15 protein-coding genes are annotated in these 17,783 nt (G+C 59.3%); 7 read left to right on the top strand and 8 right to left on the bottom strand.

From position 1 onward, the window contains the following. The first annotated feature begins 73 nt into the window (after positions 1 to 73). A complete protein-coding gene (locus KVG95_RS13445; protein ID WP_217856779.1) occupies positions 74 to 1,429 on the top strand; it encodes a transporter substrate-binding domain-containing protein in 1,356 nt (451 codons plus the stop codon). 162 nt (positions 1,430 to 1,591) lie between these two features. Then, positions 1,592 to 1,879, top strand: a complete 288-nt coding sequence (locus KVG95_RS13440) for a DUF3509 domain-containing protein (protein WP_008014014.1) — start codon at positions 1,592 to 1,594, stop codon at positions 1,877 to 1,879. Between the two features lie 170 nt (positions 1,880 to 2,049). Here the strand turns inward: KVG95_RS13440 and KVG95_RS13435 are convergent, their stop codons facing one another. After that, a complete protein-coding gene (locus KVG95_RS13435; protein ID WP_217856778.1) occupies positions 2,050 to 2,976 on the bottom strand; it encodes a TIGR02285 family protein in 927 nt (308 codons plus the stop codon). Further along, positions 2,957 to 4,156 (bottom strand): CaiB/BaiF CoA transferase family protein, encoded by a 1,200-nt coding sequence (locus KVG95_RS13430; RefSeq protein WP_217856777.1) that lies wholly within the window; start codon positions 4,154 to 4,156, stop codon positions 2,957 to 2,959. The genes KVG95_RS13435 and KVG95_RS13430 overlap by 20 nt, the downstream gene beginning before the upstream one ends. A 147-nt stretch (positions 4,157 to 4,303) precedes the next feature. Here KVG95_RS13430 and KVG95_RS13425 point away from each other — a divergent pair, with 147 nt between their 5' ends. The 3 genes from KVG95_RS13425 (at position 4,304) to KVG95_RS13415 (ending at position 7,997) form a co-directional block, all read left to right on the top strand. Next, positions 4,304 to 4,846 carry a YaeQ family protein gene (locus KVG95_RS13425; RefSeq protein ID WP_007897614.1) on the top strand — a complete coding sequence of 181 codons (543 nt, stop codon included), beginning with the start codon at positions 4,304 to 4,306 and terminating at the stop codon, positions 4,844 to 4,846. Positions 4,847 to 4,912: 66 nt separating this feature from the next. Beyond that, positions 4,913 to 6,622, top strand: a complete 1,710-nt coding sequence (gene recJ, locus KVG95_RS13420) for a single-stranded-DNA-specific exonuclease RecJ (protein WP_123360679.1) — start codon at positions 4,913 to 4,915, stop codon at positions 6,620 to 6,622. Between the two features lie 268 nt (positions 6,623 to 6,890). After that, positions 6,891 to 7,997, top strand: a complete 1,107-nt coding sequence (locus KVG95_RS13415) for an NADH:flavin oxidoreductase/NADH oxidase (RefSeq protein ID WP_217856776.1) — start codon at positions 6,891 to 6,893, stop codon at positions 7,995 to 7,997. 204 nt (positions 7,998 to 8,201) lie between these two features. Here the strand turns inward: KVG95_RS13415 and KVG95_RS13410 are convergent, their stop codons facing one another. Then, positions 8,202 to 9,827, bottom strand: coding sequence for a glucan biosynthesis protein D (locus tag KVG95_RS13410; protein WP_217856775.1), 1,626 nt, complete (start codon positions 9,825 to 9,827; stop codon positions 8,202 to 8,204). A gap of 675 nt (positions 9,828 to 10,502) precedes the next feature. Here KVG95_RS13410 and KVG95_RS13405 point away from each other — a divergent pair. Next, positions 10,503 to 10,688 carry a hypothetical protein gene (locus tag KVG95_RS13405; protein ID WP_123360676.1) on the top strand — a complete coding sequence of 62 codons (186 nt, stop codon included), beginning with the start codon at positions 10,503 to 10,505 and terminating at the stop codon, positions 10,686 to 10,688. A gap of 175 nt (positions 10,689 to 10,863) precedes the next feature. Here the strand turns inward: KVG95_RS13405 and KVG95_RS13400 are convergent, their stop codons facing one another. The 5 genes from KVG95_RS13400 to ydcS form a co-directional block, all read right to left on the bottom strand. Beyond that, the gene (locus KVG95_RS13400; protein WP_217856774.1) at positions 10,864 to 12,288 is read right to left on the bottom strand and encodes a gamma-aminobutyraldehyde dehydrogenase; all 1,425 of its coding nucleotides are present in this window, start codon (positions 12,286 to 12,288) and stop codon (positions 10,864 to 10,866) included. Positions 12,289 to 12,468: 180 nt separating this feature from the next. Beyond that, positions 12,469 to 13,293 carry an ABC transporter permease gene (locus tag KVG95_RS13395; protein ID WP_217856773.1) on the bottom strand — a complete coding sequence of 275 codons (825 nt, stop codon included), beginning with the start codon at positions 13,291 to 13,293 and terminating at the stop codon, positions 12,469 to 12,471. Continuing rightward, positions 13,283 to 14,230, bottom strand: coding sequence for an ABC transporter permease (locus tag KVG95_RS13390; protein ID WP_217856772.1), 948 nt, complete (start codon positions 14,228 to 14,230; stop codon positions 13,283 to 13,285). The genes KVG95_RS13395 and KVG95_RS13390 overlap by 11 nt, the downstream gene beginning before the upstream one ends. Before the next feature lies 1 nt (position 14,231). Then, a complete protein-coding gene (locus tag KVG95_RS13385) occupies positions 14,232 to 15,269 on the bottom strand; it encodes an ABC transporter ATP-binding protein (RefSeq protein ID WP_217856771.1) in 1,038 nt (345 codons plus the stop codon). A 105-nt stretch (positions 15,270 to 15,374) separates the two neighbouring features. Then, on the bottom strand, positions 15,375 to 16,526 hold the full coding sequence (gene ydcS, locus KVG95_RS13380; protein WP_217856770.1) for a putative ABC transporter substrate-binding protein YdcS: 1,152 nt from the start codon (positions 16,524 to 16,526) through the stop codon (positions 15,375 to 15,377). A 327-nt stretch (positions 16,527 to 16,853) separates the two neighbouring features. Between ydcS and KVG95_RS13375 the strand changes: the two genes are divergently transcribed. After that, the gene (locus KVG95_RS13375; RefSeq protein ID WP_217856769.1) at positions 16,854 to 17,576 is read left to right on the top strand and encodes a tellurite resistance TerB family protein; all 723 of its coding nucleotides are present in this window, start codon (positions 16,854 to 16,856) and stop codon (positions 17,574 to 17,576) included. Positions 17,577 to 17,783: the final 207 nt, after the last annotated feature.

Genomic DNA, 17,783 nt, shown 5'->3' with positions numbered 1-17,783 from the left:
CCACACTTGTCGGGTTTCGTAAAAGAAGAGCCGCCCATGAAGGACGGGCGAGACGATCACCAAGGAAGTGGCAATGCTGTTTTTTAGAGGGTTTAAACCAGCCGTGTGCTGGATGTTTTTATTGGGCGCCCTGGGCTTTGGGCAATGGGTAAAGGCCGCACAATTGGCGACACATGAATCCCGGGAGTCAGCCACCGTCGCACGCATTGAGCTGGATGCTCAGGAGCGGCAATGGATTGCTGAACATCCGATGGTTATCGTGGCGTCGGCGCAGTACCCGCTGTATCTGTTCAAGGATGAGCACGGTCACTGGAGCGGTTTGAACAACGATGTGCTCAACCGCATCAGCGCCATGACAGGGTTGCGGTTCGTCCATGAAGAGTCGTTTTCCACCGACCAACTGCTGGAGCGGCTGGAAAGCGGCGCGGCGGACATGAGCACGACGCTGGCAATGAATGACGAGCGCAAGGTGTTTCTGGATTTCAGCCATGCATTCGGCGGGGCGGGCTGGGTGCTCGTGGGGCTGGCAGGTACGCCAGCGTTACAGTCCCTGGAACAGCTTTCGAAAAGAGTCCTGGTCTTGCCGACCCGGCACGCCCTGGAAGGTGTGATTCGTCGTGACTACCCGGCGATCGAGCTGCGCTCGGTCAAAACCTACGCTGAAGCCCGGGCACTGGTGGAAAGTGGCGAGGCCTACGCCACCATTGAAAACGAAATCGGAGCGCAGCTCTACCCCTTGGGCCGGCTCAAAGTAGGGCATGCAGTGGAAGGCAAATGGGAGGCTGATCATTTGGCAGTCCGCAAAGGACAGCCGCAGTTATTGAGCATCCTCAACAAGGCGCTGGAGGCATTTCCCCCCGCCGAGTTACGCGCCATGCGGCTGCAATGGCTGAGCGGAATTGCGCCGGTACACGCGCCCTCAGCCTGGCAGCGGATAACCCAGTGGGGTTGCTGGAGCATGTTCATCGTTAGCCTGTTCGGCTTGCTCTCATTGCTTTGGAACCGTCGGCTCGCTGTACTGATCAAGCAACGTCGGGACGCCGAGAAAGACCTCAATGACCAGCTCGCATTCCAGCACGCGTTGATAGACGCCATGCCCGATCCGATGTTCGTGCGTGATCTGGAAGGGCGTTTGATCATGTGCAACAAAAGTTATGAGGAGCGCTTGTCGACCCGTTTCGACCAGGTTCAGGGGCGACAATTGATCGAACTCGACGTCTTGCCCAAAGAGACCGCCGAGCAGCTGCACGCCGAATTCATGGCCCAGCTAGGTACTCACAAGACCCGCTTCAGCGAACGTCAGTTAACGTTCAAGGATGGCGTCAGGGACATCTACCAGTGGACGGTGCCGTTCTACAGTGCGGACGGTCAATTGCGAGGACTGCTGGGCGGATGGAGCGACATCGGCAAGCGTACAAGGCAGGTGTGAATCAGCTGTTTTTTTACTGTCATCTTTACCGTGCATGCTCTAACTACCAGAGGCGCCGGTGCGCCTGCCGTTGGAATCCAGAACTTTCTTCTCGGGCCTGTGGTCATTTACTGTGGACACGCCCCAGGCACTTTGTTTTCGGACTATTGAGTGGTGATCGAGATGGAAAGTATCAGTCTATTGCTCGGTGAGGCTCTAAGCCCGTATCTGGTCAAGTTGACCCCATCGGGTGCCCATGGCGAATGCCTGGTGACGCTGAAGAGTACGAGCGGCGCTATCGTGGTCGAACGGGCGTTCAATCAGGCCCAGTTAACCGATAAACGTCTGCTGACGGATGTCGTCGACGGATTGCACCGCGACGTGCTGATCGCTGAAGGACGTCTGGAGCCCTGTGTCATCGCGGCGTTGCGCAATGCTGCTCAGGACAAGATCCTGGCCAGCCGAAATTGAATTGTTTTTTGTGGGAACCTTCCTGCGCCAAGGTCAGTCAGACCATGTAACAGCAGGATCAAGCATTGTGCTCCGGTGCTTGTAGCTTGTTGCCACTGGTCTTTATGTAGGCCACGTTTAACCCCGAGTCGTCTCCCCACTTCTCGGGGTTTCTTTTTGCCTGCGATTTGTCACTGCGCGGCCTGACGCTCGAAAAAGGCCCTGGTTTCTTCCAGGTAGTCCTTGCGTCTTTGCGGATCGAGCCAGTCGGCGTACAGCGGGTCCAGGCGCTCGCGGGGCAGGGCGCGCAATAGCTTATTGATTTCACTGATTGCCTGTCGCCCCTGGGGCGTATTCGAGCAACCGATGTACCCGGACAAGTATTTGCCCGTGCCTTTGACCGGATAGAATTCCAACTGCTCATCGGTAATATTTTCCTGACGAGCCTGGTAGCGGATTTCCGGCCAGTAACCCAAGACCACCTGCAAACGACCCAGGCGCTGCATCTGTAACAGACTGCCGAGGGCGTTGTTGCCGTAGTGAGGCGCCAGCACGCCGGGCGGCGCCTGTTGCAGCAGCGTGTCGAGGAACTGACCGTAACGGCGCTCGGCCACTACACCGACTTTTTCTCGACGGCTGGCCAACAGTGCTGCCAAATCGACTTCATCGCCAATGAGAAAGGGCTCCAGCACCGACCGATCTTCGCGTCGAATCACCAGCCCATTGCTGACCGCCCGGAAAGCCGGAATGGAAAAGGCGATCCATTGTTCGCGCTCCTCGCTCCAGATCAGCGAAGGGTCGCAGGTAAAGGATTTTTCATGGAGCATTTGCATGCCACGGGCGCGATTGACCCGCATCAGGGTGTGTTCGTATTGCGGCATGCCGGCGATCAACAGCGGCATCAGTTGATCGATAACCCCCTGGCCTTTTTTCGGGCCTTCGAAAATCGTCACGGGCGGCAGATCGCGCAGCAGCCAGAGCAAATGCTCTTTAGGTTGCGCTTGGGCCGGGGACATCAGTCCCGCCAACAGCCCGAGCGCCGTCAGCGCGCGACCTATGCCGGCGTAATCGATGACTGATGAAAGCAGGCGCTTCAGCTTAGATGGCCCCGTCTTCACGCAACCGTGTGATCTGTGCCGAGTCGTAGCCAAGGTCCTGGAGTACTTGCGCATTGTGTTCACCCAGCTGCGGCCCGACCCATTCGGAGCTGCCGGGTGTTTCAGAGAGTTTTGGCACAATGCCGGGCATCTTGAAGTCCTTGCCATCGGGCAGCTTGGCTTGCAGGAACATTTCCCGGGCCAGGTACTGCGGATCGCTGAACATGTCTTCGGCGCTGAAAATCCGGCTGGCAGGCACGTCGGCCTGATTCAGTTGCTCGATCACCGCGTCCAGCGGCAGTGAGTTGACCCAGCGATCGATCACCCCGTAAATCTCGTCACGACGGCTATCGCGTCCGTCATTGCTGACCAGCACAGGATCGTTGGCCAGGTCTTCGCGACCGATGATCAGCATGAAACGCTTGAAGATCGCATCGCCATTGGCGCCGATCTGCACGTGTTTGCCGTCGGCGCTGGTGTGAATGGAGGAGGGCGTGATGCCCGGCATGATGTTGCCGGTGCGTTCGCGGATGAAGCCGAACACATCGAACTCCGGGACCATGCTTTCCATCATGGCGAAGATCGCTTCGTACAGCGCCACGTCCACCACTTGGCCCAAGCCGCCGTTGACCTCGCGATGACGCAAGGCCATCAGTGCGCCGATCACGCCCCAGAGCGCGGCAATCGAGTCGCCGATGGAAATCCCGGTACGCACTGGCGGCCGGTCCTCGAACCCGGTGATGTAACGCAAGCCGCCCATGGATTCACCGACCGCACCGAAGCCTGGCTGATCCTTCATTGGCCCGGTCTGACCAAAGCCTGAAAGCCGCACCATCACCAGTTTCGGGTTCAACGCATGCAAGACTTCCCAGCCCAGCCCGAGTTTTTCCAGCACGCCGGGGCGAAAATTCTCGATCAGGATGTCCGCTTCGCTGAGCAGCTGTTTCAGAATAGCCAGGCCGTCCGGGTGTTTCAGGTTCAGGGTCAACGACTTCTTGTTACGCGCCTGAACGAACCACCACAGCGAAGTGCCTTCATACAACTTACGCCATTTGCGCAATGGATCACCGCCGTCCGGGGACTCGATCTTGATCACTTCGGCGCCGAATTCGCCGCAAATACGCGAGGCAAACGGCCCGGCAATCAACGTACCCAATTCGATGACTTTCAGACCGGAGAGCGGTTTGTTGGAGAACGGCATGCTGAATCCTGTAGGACAAAGGCTGAGCGGATGCAGAGTTTTAACATAGGCCGACGTCTGTCGCCCAAAGTTGATCGCCTTCAATTCGTTGATTGCCTGTTGCATCGGTTAGACTTGCCGCCTTTCCCCGTATCAAGAAGCCCGTTCATGGCCCAGCCGTCCACGACCTACAAGTTTGAACTGAACCTCACCGACCTCGACCGCAGCGTCTACGAGAGCGTGAAGCAGACCATCGCCCGTCACCCTTCGGAAACCGAAGAGCGCATGACCGTGCGGCTGCTGGCCTACGCCTTCTGGTACAACGAGCAGTTGTCCTTCGGTCGCGGTCTGTCAGACGTGGATGAGCCAGCGCTGTGGGAAAAGAGCCTGGATGATCGTGTCCTGCACTGGATCGAAGTCGGCCAGCCAGACGCCGATCGCCTGACCTGGTGCTCGCGCCGCACCGAGCGCACCAGCCTGTTGGCTTACGGCAGCCTGCGTGTCTGGGAAACCAAAGTGATCCCGGCGATCAAAAACCTGAAAAACGTTCACATCGCCGCTGTGCCCCAGGAAGTGCTGGAAACCCTGGCCAAGGACATGCCGCGCGTTATCAAGTGGGATGTGATGATCAGCGAAGGAACGATTTTCGTCACCGACGACCGTGGTCAGCATGAAGTCCAGTTGCAGTGGCTGAGCGGCGAACGCGGCTGATTATTCGCCGCTGAACCGCGTTACCCGGTTTTATCCTACGTATTCAAGAGAAGCACCTGTCACCCCATGCGCATCGAACCTCGCCTGTTGCCCGACACCCTGCCATTCCTCGGTGATATTCCACCGCTGCTGACCCGCCTTTACGCGGCGCGTGGCGTGCAGTCCGAGGCTGAACTGGACAAGAGCCTGGCGCGGCTGATTCCGTATCAGCAGCTCAAAGGCATCGATGCGGCGGTCGATCTGCTGGTGACGGCCCTTGAGCAGCGTCAGCGGATTCTGATCGTCGGTGACTTCGACGCCGATGGTGCGACGGCCAGTACCGTGGGCATGCTGGGGTTGCGCCTGTTGGGCGCGGCGCATGTCGACTATCTGGTGCCGAACCGGTTCGAGTACGGCTATGGCCTGACGCCGGAGATCGTCGAAGTGGCGCTGACCCGCGAGCCGCAACTGCTGATCACCGTGGACAACGGCATCTCCAGCGTCGAAGGCGTGGCGGCGGCGAAAAAGGCCGGGCTCAAGGTGCTGGTCACCGATCACCACTTGCCCGGCGATGAGTTGCCGTTGGCCGATGCCATCGTCAATCCGAACCAGCCCGGTTGCGAGTTTCCGAGTAAAGCCCTGGCCGGTGTAGGGGTGATCTTCTATGTGCTGATGGCCCTGCGCGCGCGCTTGCGCAGCCTGGGTTGGTACGAAAGCAAGCCGCAGCCGAACATTGGCGAACTGCTGGACCTGGTGGCGCTGGGCAGCGTCGCCGACGTGGTGCCGCTGGATGCCAACAACCGGATTCTGGTGCATCAGGGCCTGGAGCGAATTCGCGCCGGGCGCGCGCGGCCGGGGATCAAGGCGATCCTTGAAGTGGCCAAGCGCGACCATTCGCGCATTACCTCCACCGACCTGGGTTTTATCCTCGGCCCGCGTCTGAACGCGGCGGGGCGTCTGGATGACATGAGCCTGGGCATCGAATGCCTGCTCACCGAAGACGCGGGCGCTGCCCGTGAGATGGCCGCTCAGCTGGATGGCATGAACCAGGACCGCAAATCCATCGAGCAGGGCATGCAGCGTGAGGCGCTGGCCCAGCTCAAGGATTTGCCAGTGGAATCGATGCCGTTCGGCCTGTGCCTGTTCGATCCCGAGTGGCATCAGGGCGTCATCGGTATCCTCGCGTCGCGTATGAAAGAGCGCTATTTCCGTCCGACCATTGCCTTTGCCGATGCCGGCGATGGCCTGCTCAAGGGCTCGGGGCGTTCGGTTCAGGGTTTTCACATTCGCGATGCCTTGAGCGTGGTCGCGGCGCAGCATCCGAACCTGATCAGCAAATACGGCGGCCACGCCATGGCGGCCGGCCTGACCTTGCCGGAAGCGAATTTTCCGTTGTTTGCCGAGGCCTTTGACGCAGAAGTGCGTAGGCAATTGCGTGAAGAAGACCTGACCGGGCGCCTGCTGTCGGACGGCACTTTGGCGGTCGAAGAGTTTCACCTGGAACTGGCCCGTGCCCTGCGCCACGCCGGGCCTTGGGGGCAACACTTCCCGGAGCCGCTGTTTCACGGGGTGTTTCAGTTGGTCGAGCAGCGTGTTGTGGGTGAACGACACCTCAAAGTGGTGCTGAAGAGTGAATGTGGTTCGGTGAAGCTGGACGGCATTGCCTTCGGTATCGACCGTGATATCTGGCCGAATCCGACCATCAAGTGGGTTGAATTGGCTTACAAACTCGACCTCAATGAATTTCGTGGCAACGAGACTGTGCAGTTGATGATTGCCCACATCGAACCGCGTTAAGCCCTTCGCGAGCAAGCCCGCTCCCACAGGATCTGCGCAAATCCTGTGGGAGCGGGCTTGCTCGCGAAAGCGATCTTTCTGACACCCAATCTCTCGGAACCCTCCCTTATCCCCCGATGTCGACTAGGCTCTAAGCACTGCTTGATTATCCTTGTGACGTCTTGTCGAATTTTTTGCCCGCGGGGGCGGGTGCTGCGCCTTTTTCCTGTCACTCGTCGACTATTCAAACAGAACCCTGGAGCCTGCCCACTGATTCGAGAGGTGCCCCATGAGTCTGCTGCTTGAACCCTATACCCTTCGTCAATTGACCTTGCTTAACCGCATTGCGGTATCACCGATGTGCCAGTATTCCAGCGTGGATGGGCTGGCCAATGACTGGCATCTGGTCCACCTCGGCAGCCGTGCTATCGGCGGCGCTGGTCTGGTATTCACCGAAGCCACGGCGGTCACCGCTGATGGGCGCATTACCGCCCAGGACCTCGGTCTCTGGAATGATCAACAAATCGAATCCTTGCAGCGTATTACGCGCTTCATCTCCGCCCAAGGCGCCGTTGCCGGCATCCAGTTGGCTCATGCCGGGCGCAAGGCCAGCACGCATCGGCCGTGGCTCGGCAAGCATGGCAGCGTCAAGCCGGAAGACGGTGGTTGGGTCCCGGTCGGCCCTTCGCCGATCGCTTTCGACCCCCAGCACACCCCACCCAAGCAGCTCGATGACGGTGAGATTGCGGACATCATTCAAGCTTTCGTCGATTCGGCCAAACGGGCGCTGACTGCTGGTTTCAAAGTGGTCGAAGTACACGCCGCCCACGGTTACCTGTTGCACCAATTTCTTTCGCCCTTGAGCAATCAGCGGCGCGATCAGTATGGCGGTTCGTTCGAGAATCGAATTCGGCTGGTGCTGCAAGTCACCGAAGCGGTGCGCGCCGTGTGGCCTGAAGAGTTACCAGTGTTTGTGCGGGTGTCGGCCACCGATTGGGTGGAAGACGGCTGGAACCCCGATGAAACCGTGGAGTTGGCGCGACGCCTCAAAGATCTGGGCGTAGACCTGATCGACGTCTCATCGGGTGGTACGGCGGTAAACGCCGAGATTCCTACAGGCCCCGGTTACCAGACCCGTTTCGCCGAGAGGGTACGCAAGGAGTCAGGCATTGCCACCGGCACCGTAGGAATGATCACCGAACCGGCCCAGGCCGAGCACATTCTGCGTACCTGTCAGGCCGACATCATCTTCCTCGCCCGAGAGTTGTTGCGTGATCCGTATTGGCCGCTGCATGCCGATGACGATCTGGGCGGGAACAAGGCTATCTGGCCGGCGCAATACCAGCGGGCCACCCATCGTGACCAGCCGATTCATGAATCGGATTTGCGTGATTGAATGTTGCTGTAAAAAAAGCCCCGGTCGTGTTGACCGGGGCTTTTTGGTTCTTGGGTCGGGATATTAGTTGGCTGTTCGGCCGTCTTCGCGAGCAAGCCCGCTCCCACAGTGGATCTTCATGGTGCACAGATTCCGTGTACGACAAAGTTCACATGTGGGAGCGGGCTTGCTCGCGAAGGGGCCATTTCAGACCCCGACTAACACTCAGGTGTACTTACGCTTCTCCGGTGCCGGCGGGAAATACTGGTACAACCAGGTTTCACTCAATGTCCGGTCATTGGTGCGAATGAACAACCGCAGCTCCACGGGGGCCACGCTGTCATTGGTCGGGTACCAGTCGAAGGTAATGCGGTAGCCCTTGATGTCATCGAGCACCAACACATTGAAGTCCTTCACCTGGCCGTTAGAGCAGGTCACCACCGGTTCGATCCCCGCGCCTTCGGGCAAGCGGTCCAGACCACCACCGGTAAAGTCCACGGCAAAGCGTCGCGCCCAGACTTCCGGGTAATGCTCGCCCGGCGCCCAGCCTTCAATGAAACCACCCATGCCCGAACGGGTCGCGTGGACCCGCGCCAGCGGCGTACTCACCGGCGGCAGGGCGCTCCAATAGAGCTTGTAGCCGTAGTTGAGAGAATCCCCGGCCGCGACCGGTTTTTTCGGCGTCCAGAACGCGACGATGTTATCCAGGGTCTCGCCGGTTGTAGGAATTTCCAGCAAATCGATGGAGCCTTCGCCCCACGCGGTTGTAGGTTCTACCCACAGGCTCGGGCGCTTGCTGTACCAGTCGACGGTGTCCTGATAATTGGCGAACTCGTGATCGGTCTGCACCAAGCCGAAACCTTTCGGATCGGTGTCGGCAAAGGCATTGAATTGCAGGGTGGCCGGGTTATTCAGCGGGCGGCAGATCCACTCGCCATTGCCGCGCCACATGGCCAGGCGATCGGAGTCGTGGATTTGTGGGTGAATCGTGTCGCACATACGCCGCTCATGGGTGCCGCAGCTGAACATGCTGGTCATCGGCGCGATACCCAGTTGCTCGATGGCGGTGCGGGCATTGACGTGGGCATCGACTTCCATCACCACACGCTCGGCCTGGCAATCGATATCAAAACGGTAGGCGCCGGTGGCGCTCGGCGAATCGAGCAAGGCATAAACCACGAAGCGGGTGCTGTCCTTGTCCGGGGTTTCGAACCAGAACTTGGTGAAATCCGGGAATTCTTCGCGCTTCTTGGCGTAGGTATCGATTGCCAGGCCGCGGGCCGACAGACCGTACTGGCCGGTGGCATCTACCGCGCGGAAATAGCTGGCGCCGAGGAACGACAACACGTCGTGCTGATCCAGCTCCGGGGCCTTGAACAGCTTGAACCCGGAGAAACCCAGATCGCCTTTGAGCTGTTTAGTGTCGACAGTGGTTTTTTCATAGTTGAACAGCGACGGGCGGAAATGCACCTCGCGCGCCAGTCGAGTCTTGGGATCGACGCTGTACATGCGCACCGGTTGCTTGAAACCCATGCCGACGTGGAAAAACTGCACGTCCAGCTGACCTTTCAAGTCCTTCCACAGCGAGTGATTACCGTCGTAGCGGATCGCGTTGAAGTTCTGCGGGGTCATGGTCGCCAGCGTTGGCGGCAGCACCTGCTTGGTGTCCTGATAGGGCTTGCCGGCGAGCTGTTTGGCCTGGCTCTTCAGCGCTTCGAAGTCGAACGCCACAGCGTCGCCATCAGCGGTGCTGCTGCCAGCCCAGGCGCGTGCAGCCAATAGGCCGGTGGCCGAAAGACCAGTGTAAGCCGCGATGGCCATGGAGGCTTTGAGCAAATTCCTGCGGTGCATAAGTACAACCTGTCGTGAACAATCCCGCGCCGTTCCTGGCACGTGCTGGATCAGAAATATCGGTTCGGACATGCCTTGGCCAAACGCAACGGACTAGGGGGCGTTCTCAGTTAATTTCCCCGGCGCGCCGGGTCTGCTGTTGTGTAGGGCAAGGCGCGAGAAGCGTGGTTTGGTCATTCCAAATAAGCTTCGAGCAACGCAGCCCTGCACAACAGCAGGCCCGGCCCTTCGGGTTGTGCCTTAAAGCGGGCCAGGCTGCGTTGCAGGCCTTGGAAAGGGAACAACCATTCCCAGCGGCCTGCGCCTTGCCTGGCCCGCTTTAAGGCGACAACGCGGCGGGGAAATTAATTGAGAACGCCCCCTAAAGAGATGCCAAATACTTTAAACCGTTCGGTTGCAGAGCAAAAATGATTGATGGCACAGCGACAGCGCGGCAATGAAACAAGACATTTCAGGTAACGTTTCTCACAGCACTTTCTGATTTATAGGGCATATCTGCTTTTTTCGACTAATTACTCTAAAAACGCTTTTCAGCGCCGATTTAATTTCTATTCTATGGGGCATGACCGGTTTCGGCCCTTCAGACCGGTGGGTTCAGCGGGTACAAGGTGACCGCTGAAGTGATAGGGCGATGCGGTTTTGAAGTTTTCTCTGACGTATAGAAGGACATCGTCCATGTCGAAAGTACAAGGCATCACTGAAATATTAGGAATCTTCCCCTGCCTGGCCATCGGTCGGCGAAGGCGTCGGCTCAGTTCGGAGGAGTTGAAGTTGGTGGAGCGGTATCGCGAGCTGTCGGAGAGTGATCGGATTGCGATGCGGTATCTGGTGGATGCGATGCGCAGTGTTTCGCGGTTTTGAGCGGAGGAGGTTTCCGTGAGAGCCATTTGGCTTTTACGGAGTTAAACCGCCGGCGTCTGCCTTGATTGTGCGGTGAGGCATTCGCGGGCAAGTCGGATCGCCGCACCGCTCGCTCAGGTTTTGTGTCGATCAAACGACGCGATCCCTGTAGGCGCGAGGCTTGCCCGCGAAGCTTTTAATGCTTGAACATCACATGCCGCACAACGGTGTAGTCCTCCAGCCCATACATCGACATGTCTTTCCCATAACCGGACAGTTTCTGACCGCCGTGAGGCATTTCGCTGACCAGCATGAAGTGGGTGTTCACCCATGTGCAGCCGTACTGCAGGCGTGCAGACAGGCGATGCGCGCGACCAACGTCCGCGGTCCAGACTGACGACGCAAGGCCATAGTCTGAATCGTTGGCCCAGGCGAGTGCTTGGGCTTCATCGGTGAATTGGGTGACCGACACTACCGGCCCGAACACTTCGCGGCGCACGATCTCGTCGTCCTGTTGCACGTCGGCCAGCACCGTCGGTTCAAAGAAGAAACCGTTGCCTTCCACCGCTTTGCCGCCAGTGATCAAACGAATGTGTGGTTGCGCCATCGCACGCTCGACCAATCCGGTCACGCGGTCGCGATGTTGTGCGCTGATCAACGGGCCAAGCTCCGTCGATGGATCGTCCTGCAAGCCGTACTTGATACTGCTGACGGCCGCACCGAGCTTCTCGACGAACTGGTCGTAGATGCCTGCTTGCGCGTAAATACGGCAGGCGGCGGTGCAATCCTGACCAGCGTTGTAGAAACCGAAGGTGCGAATGCCTTCCACGGCGGCGTCGATGTCGGCATCGTCGAAGATGATCACCGGCGCCTTGCCACCCAGTTCCATGTGCATGCGTTTGACGTTGCCGGCGGTGCTGGAAATGATGTTCGAGCCGGTGGCGATGGAGCCGGTCAGCGACACCATGCGCACTTTCGGGTGAGTGACCAGTGGGCTGCCGACCGTAGGACCACGACCGAATACCAGGTTAAGCACGCCAGCCGGGAAGATTTCCGACGCCAGTTCTGCCAGGCGCAGGGCGGTCAGTGGGGTTTGTTCCGACGGCTTGAGCACCACGGTATTACCGGCGGCCAGGGCCGGGGCGATTTTCCAGGCGACCATCATCAGTGGGTAGTTCCACGGCGCGATGGAGGCAATCACGCCCACCGGGTCGCGGCGGATCATTGAGGTGTGTCCGGGCAGGTATTCCCCTCCCAGCGCGCCGCTCATGCAACGGTTGGCGCCGGCGAAGAAACGGAACACGTCGGCAATCGCCGGGATCTCATCGTTCAGCGCAGCGCTGTAGGGTTTGCCGCAGTTGTCCGACTCCAGTTTGGCCAGCTCTTCGCCATGGGCTTCGATGATGTCGGCGAGTTTGAGCAGCAGCAACGAGCGTTCTTTCGGCGTGGTTTGCGACCAGGCTTCGAAGGCGTTGTCGGCGGCCCGCACGGCGGCGTCGACCTGAGCTTCGCTGGCTTCGTTGATTTCTACCAGCACACGGCCGAGGGCCGGGTTGAACACGGCTTGGGCAGGGCCGTCGCCATTGACGAGTTGGCCGTTGATCAAGAGTTTGGTTTGCATGGCTATGTCCTCATCGAAGCGATTGTATTTCCTCTATGGGAACCGGATCTAATGTGGGAGCGGGCTTGCTCGCGAAGAGGCCATCACATTCAACATTGATGTTGGCTGACCCACCGCCTTCGCGAGCAAGCCCGCTCCCACATTAGATCTCCGTTCCAACAGAGGGTTAGTCGTTGTCCGTTATTTCCCGCCACTGCCCGCAACGCTCTCCCCACCTCGGGTCAGGTAATAAGCGCCGAGGATCGGCAGCATGGTCACCATCATTACCAGCATTGCGACGACGTTGGTCACCGGCACGTCCCGTGGGCGGCTGAGCTGATTGAGCAGCCACAATGGTAGGGTGCGTTCGTGGCCGGCGGTGAACGTGGTTACGATGATTTCGTCGAACGACAGCGCAAACGCCAGCATGCCGCCGGCCAGCAACGCCGAGCCAAGGTTTGGCAGGACGATGTAGCGGAAGGTCTGCCAACCGTCGGCGCCGAGGTCCATCGAGGCTTCGATCAAACTGTATGACGTTCGGCGCAAGCGGGCGATGACGTTGTTGTAGACGATCACCACGCAGAAGGTCGCGTGACCGACGATGATGGTAAACATCCCCGGCTCAATCCCCAAGGTCTTGAAGGTCGCCAGCAGCGCGATCCCGGTGATGATCCCGGGCAGGGCAATCGGCAGGATCAGCATCAGCGAGATGCCTTGCTTGCCGAAGAAATCCCGCCGGTACAACGCCGCCGACGCAAGAGTGCCGAGGACCATCGCAATCAGCGTCGCGATGGCGGCGATTTGCAACGACAACTTGATCGCTTCCAGCACGTCCGGCCGGGAGAACGCCACGCCGATCCACTTCAGGGTGAAGCCTTTGGGCGGAAAGCTGAACGCTGCGTCTTCGGTGTTGAAGGCGTAGAGGAAGATGATCAGGATCGGGAAGTGCAAGAACATCAACCCGCCCCAGGCGGCGATGCGCAGGCCCAGGGATGCCCGGTCTTGAGATGAAGCATCAGAGCGCATCGAAAGCCCCCAGACGTTTGACGATGGACAGGTAAATGGCGATCAGTACGATCGGCACCAGCGTGAAGGCCGCCGCCATCGGCATATTGCCGATCGCTCCTTGCTGGGCGTAGACCATGCTGCCGATGAAGTAGCCCGGCGGGCCCACCAATTGCGGCACGATGAAGTCGCCCAGGGTCAGTGAAAACGTGAAGATCGAACCGGCCGCGATGCCCGGAATCGACAGCGGCAGAATCACTTGCATGAAGGTCTGACGCGGCTTGGCGCCGAGGTCCGCCGAGGCTTGAAGCAACGACGGCGGCAGGCGTTCCAGTGACGCCTGAATCGGCAAGATCATGAACGGCAGCCAAATGTAGACGAACACCATGAACCGCCCCAGATGCGAGGTCGACAAGGTGCTGCCGCCGACGCCCGGAATCCCGAGCACGAGTTGCAACACCGGCTCCAACCCCAAGTGCTGAACGAACCACTGGGCCACGCCGCCCTTAGCCAGCAGCAAGGTCCAGGCGTAGGCCTTGACGATGTAACTGGCCCACATTGGCATCATCACCGCGATGTAGAAAAACGCCTTGGTCTTGCCGCTGGTGTAGCGCGCCATGTAGTAGGCAATCGGGAACGCCACGATTGCACTGGCGATCGACACGACAATCGCCATGCTCAGAGTGCGCAGGATGATGTCGAAGTTCGACGGCTGGAACAGTGCGGTAAAATTCGCCAGGGTCAGGTCGGGCGTGACCGCCATGGTGAAGTCATCGAAGGTGTAGAAGCCTTGCCACAACAACGTCAACAGCGAGCCGAGGTAGATCGCCCCAAACCAAAGCAACGGCGGCACCAGCAGCAGCGACAAATAAAGATTCGGCCGCCGGTACAGCAGGTTGGAAAACCGGCGCAACGGCGAGCCGCTGGCCGGGGTTTGAGGAACGGTCACGCTGTTCATCTCAGGCCCCGCCCACAACATTGTCGTGCAGCGGGATCATCGCTTCGCGCGCCCAACGAGCGCTGATGCGTTGCCCGGTCTGATGTTGCTTGCTGACGTCCAGCCACTGGACGTTGGCCTGGCTGATGTTCAAGGTCTGGCCGTTTTCCAGTTTCAGTTCATAGCGGGTGGCGCTGCCCTGGTACTGGATGTCATGCAGCAGGCCGCTGACTTCGATTTCATGGCTGGCCAGCGGGCCTTCGGCGAAACGCACGTGTTCCGGGCGGATCGAAAACGGCTGTGGATTGCCGCTCAACTGCCGGGCCAGATCGCCGCGAATCACATTGGAAGTGCCGACGAATTCGGCGACAAAGGTAGTCGCCGGTTTCATGTAGAGATGGCGCGGCGCGTCGACCTGTTCGATGCGGCCCTTGTTGAACACCGCGACGCGGTCGGACATCGACAGCGCTTCGGTCTGATCGTGGGTGACGAAGATGAAGGTGATGCCGAGCTGGCGTTGCAGCTTCTTCAGCTCGCCTTGCATTTGCTCGCGCAGTTTCAGATCGAGGGCGCCCAGAGGTTCGTCGAGCAGCAACACGCGAGGGCGATTGACCAACGCGCGGGCCAGGGCTACGCGCTGACGTTGGCCGCCGGAGAGTTGCACCGGTTTGCGCTCGCCGTAGCCGCCGAGAGCGACCATGTCGAGGGCTTCTTCGGCGCGTTTTTGGCGTTCAGACTTGCCGACGCCTTTGACTTTCAAACCGTAGGCGACGTTGTCGAGTACGTTCATGTGCGGGAACAGCGCGTAATCCTGGAACACGGTGTTCACGTCGCGCTGATACGGCGGCAGCCCGGCGGCTTCGGCGCCATGAATACGGATGGAGCCAGTGCTCGGTTGTTCGAAACCAGCGATCAGGCGCAAGCAGGTGGTTTTGCCCGAGCCGGAAGGGCCCAGCAGGGAAAAGAACTCGCCGTCCTGGATATCGATAGAAACCCGGTCAACGGCCTTCACTTCGCCGAACTGACGGGAAACGTTGGAGAACTGGACTGCAAGCGTCATGGTGCGGAGCTCCAAGAATCTGAATCTTTAAAAGCATCGCGAGCAGGCTCGCTCCCACAGGGGAACGCGATCAAATGTGGGAGCGAGCCTGCTCGCGAAGAGGGCTTAACGACCGCCCATAATCGCAATGTAATCCTGGGTCCAGCGGCTATAAGGCACGAACTTGCCGCCCTCAGCCTGCGGGGTTTTCCAGAAGGCGATCTTGTCGAACTGGTCGAAACCGTTGGTCTTGCAACCCTCCGCACCCAACAGTTCGCTGCCTGTGCATGCCGCGGGAACTGCCGGCAACGAACCAAACCACGCCGCCACATCACCTTGGACCTTCGGCGTGAGCGACCAGTCCATCCACTTGTAAGCGCAGTTCGGGTGCTTGGCCTCGGCGTGCAACATGGTGGTGTCGGCCCACCCGGTGGCGCCTTCTTTCGGAATGGTCGACGCGACTGGCTGTTTCTCGTTCATCAGGCCATTGACCTGATAGGGCCAGGAGCTGGAAGCCACCACGCCTTCGTTTTTGAAGTCGCTCATCTGCACAGTGGTGTCGTGCCAGTAGCGATGAATCAGCTTTTGCTGTGCGCGCAGTAGATCGAGCACAGCCTTGTACTGCGCTTCGGTCAGCTCGTAGGGGTTCTGGATACCCAGCTCTGGCTTGGTGGTCTTGAGGTACAGCGCCGCGTCGGCGATGTAGATCGGGCCGTCGTAGGCTTGCACCCGGCCTTTGTTGGGTTTGCCATCCGGCAGGTTCTGCGCGTCGAATATCACGCTCCAGCTGGTTGGCGGTTGCTTGAATACGTTGGTGTTGTACATCAGCACGTTCGGGCCCCATTGATAGGGGGCGCCGTAGGTCTGCTTGTCGACCACATACCACGGTGCATCCTTCAGGCGCGGATCGAGATTTTTCCAGTTGGGAATCAGTGCGGTGTTGATCGGCTGCACACGTTTGCCGGCGATCAGGCGCAGGGAGGCGTCGCCGGACGCCGTCACCAGGTCGTAACCGCCCTTGGCCATCAGGCTGACCATTTCATCGGACGTGCCGGCGGTCTTGACGTTGACCTTGCAGCCGGTTTCCTTCTCGAAAGCGCTGACCCAGTCGTAGGCCTTGTCGGTTTCGCCCCGTTCGATATAACCAGGCCAGGCGACGATATCCAGCTGACCTTCGCCGGCGCCGACGGCTTTCAGCGGTTCGGCGGCCTGCAGGCTGGTGCTGGCCAGCAGTGCTGTGGTGATTGCACTGAGCAGTGCGGTCTTGTGCACAAGCATGGGTGAACCCTCTTCTTTAAATTATGGTCGGGGCAGTGTTGAACGGGGTGGTACGTCATGAACGGCTTGTTATTAGCGTAGTGCGCTTTGTGGAAGGCTGACTGAGGCCGGGCTGTCTTTGAATTTATCCAGCCTAGTGCGCGGTTCTACGGTCGACAAATCTTCAAGGCTGCATTCGATGAAATAGATTGCGTGGATGTGTTTCCGCCGGTTTGCCTGACAATTGAGCAACATCCGGAAGCACTCTCATCGAGAGATGTCGGGCACTTTCGATCTAGGCTGGTGGCCTTAATGATCCGGTTAACCCGAATTCGTGGAGGCAGCAAAATGAACACTCGTGGATTGCTCGATCAACTACTCAAATCCGGTCAGGACCTGTTGCAGAACAAGGCCGGCGGTACCCAGAACAAAGCGTCCAGCGGTGGTTTGGGCGGTTTGCTCGGAGGCTCCAGTGGTTCGGGCGGCCTCGGCAGTGTGCTATCCGGCGCCGGCGGCGGTGCTCTGGCGGCTGGCGCCATGGGCCTGTTGCTCGGCAACAAGAAGGTGCGCAAGGTCGGCGGCAAAGTGGCGATCTACGGCGGCCTCGCCGCACTGGGCGTGATTGCCTACAAAGCGTATGGCAACTGGCAGGCCCAGCAGGGCACTGCCCCCACTACCGAACCGCAAACTATCGACCGTTTGCCGGCGGCGCAAGTTGAGCAACATAGCCAGGCGATCCTCAAGGCGTTGGTGGCCGCGGCCAAGGCTGACGGTCATGTCGATGAGCGTGAACGCCAATTGATCGAAGGCGAGTTCAGCAAGCTCGACAATGATCAGGAGCTGCAACACTGGCTGCACGCCGAACTCAACAAACCGCTGGACCCGACCGACGTCGCCCGCGCCGCCAGCACACCGGAAATGGCGGCCGAGATGTACATCGCCAGTGTGATGCTGGTGGATGAGGAGAACTTCATGGAGAAGTCCTACCTGGATGAACTGGCGCGGCAGTTGAAGCTGGAACCGGGGTTGAAGGCCGAGCTGGAGAAGCAGGTGCGCCAGGCTTCGGTATAGGTTTTTAGACTGCTTTCGCGAGCAGGCTCGCTCCCACATGTTGATTACTGTCGCGCACAGGCTGCGTGTTCACTGCGGATCTACTGTGGGAGCGAGCCTGCTCGCGATGGCGTCCTCAGCCCCGACAACTTTCCCCCAATGACCAATCCACGGTCTGTTTCTGCCGAATCCCGGCTTTTTGTTGGCAGGATGAGAAGCGGAGCTCAG

The organism is Pseudomonas farris (assembly GCF_019145235.1).
In the GTDB taxonomy this organism is placed as follows: domain Bacteria; phylum Pseudomonadota; class Gammaproteobacteria; order Pseudomonadales; family Pseudomonadaceae; genus Aquipseudomonas; species Aquipseudomonas farris.
Note: the sequence above shows the minus strand (reverse complement) of the source record. Positions and strands in the feature narration are given on the sequence as shown.

Coding starts and splice junctions, on each gene's coding strand:
- KVG95_RS13445 (WP_217856779.1), top strand. CDS start 74: ATGCTGTTTTTTAGAGGGTTTAAACCAGCCGTGTGCTGGATGTTTTTA.
- KVG95_RS13440 (WP_008014014.1), top strand. CDS start 1,592: ATGGAAAGTATCAGTCTATTGCTCGGTGAGGCTCTAAGCCCGTATCTG.
- KVG95_RS13430 (WP_217856777.1), bottom strand. CDS start 4,156: ATGCCGTTCTCCAACAAACCGCTCTCCGGTCTGAAAGTCATCGAATTG.
- KVG95_RS13425 (WP_007897614.1), top strand. CDS start 4,304: ATGGCCCAGCCGTCCACGACCTACAAGTTTGAACTGAACCTCACCGAC.
- recJ (WP_123360679.1), top strand. CDS start 4,913: ATGCGCATCGAACCTCGCCTGTTGCCCGACACCCTGCCATTCCTCGGT.
- KVG95_RS13415 (WP_217856776.1), top strand. CDS start 6,891: ATGAGTCTGCTGCTTGAACCCTATACCCTTCGTCAATTGACCTTGCTT.
- KVG95_RS13410 (WP_217856775.1), bottom strand. CDS start 9,827: ATGCACCGCAGGAATTTGCTCAAAGCCTCCATGGCCATCGCGGCTTAC.
- KVG95_RS13405 (WP_123360676.1), top strand. CDS start 10,503: ATGTCGAAAGTACAAGGCATCACTGAAATATTAGGAATCTTCCCCTGC.
- KVG95_RS13400 (WP_217856774.1), bottom strand. CDS start 12,288: ATGCAAACCAAACTCTTGATCAACGGCCAACTCGTCAATGGCGACGGC.
- KVG95_RS13395 (WP_217856773.1), bottom strand. CDS start 13,293: ATGCGCTCTGATGCTTCATCTCAAGACCGGGCATCCCTGGGCCTGCGC.
- KVG95_RS13390 (WP_217856772.1), bottom strand. CDS start 14,230: ATGAACAGCGTGACCGTTCCTCAAACCCCGGCCAGCGGCTCGCCGTTG.
- KVG95_RS13385 (WP_217856771.1), bottom strand. CDS start 15,269: ATGACGCTTGCAGTCCAGTTCTCCAACGTTTCCCGTCAGTTCGGCGAA.
- ydcS (WP_217856770.1), bottom strand. CDS start 16,526: ATGCTTGTGCACAAGACCGCACTGCTCAGTGCAATCACCACAGCACTG.
- KVG95_RS13375 (WP_217856769.1), top strand. CDS start 16,854: ATGAACACTCGTGGATTGCTCGATCAACTACTCAAATCCGGTCAGGAC.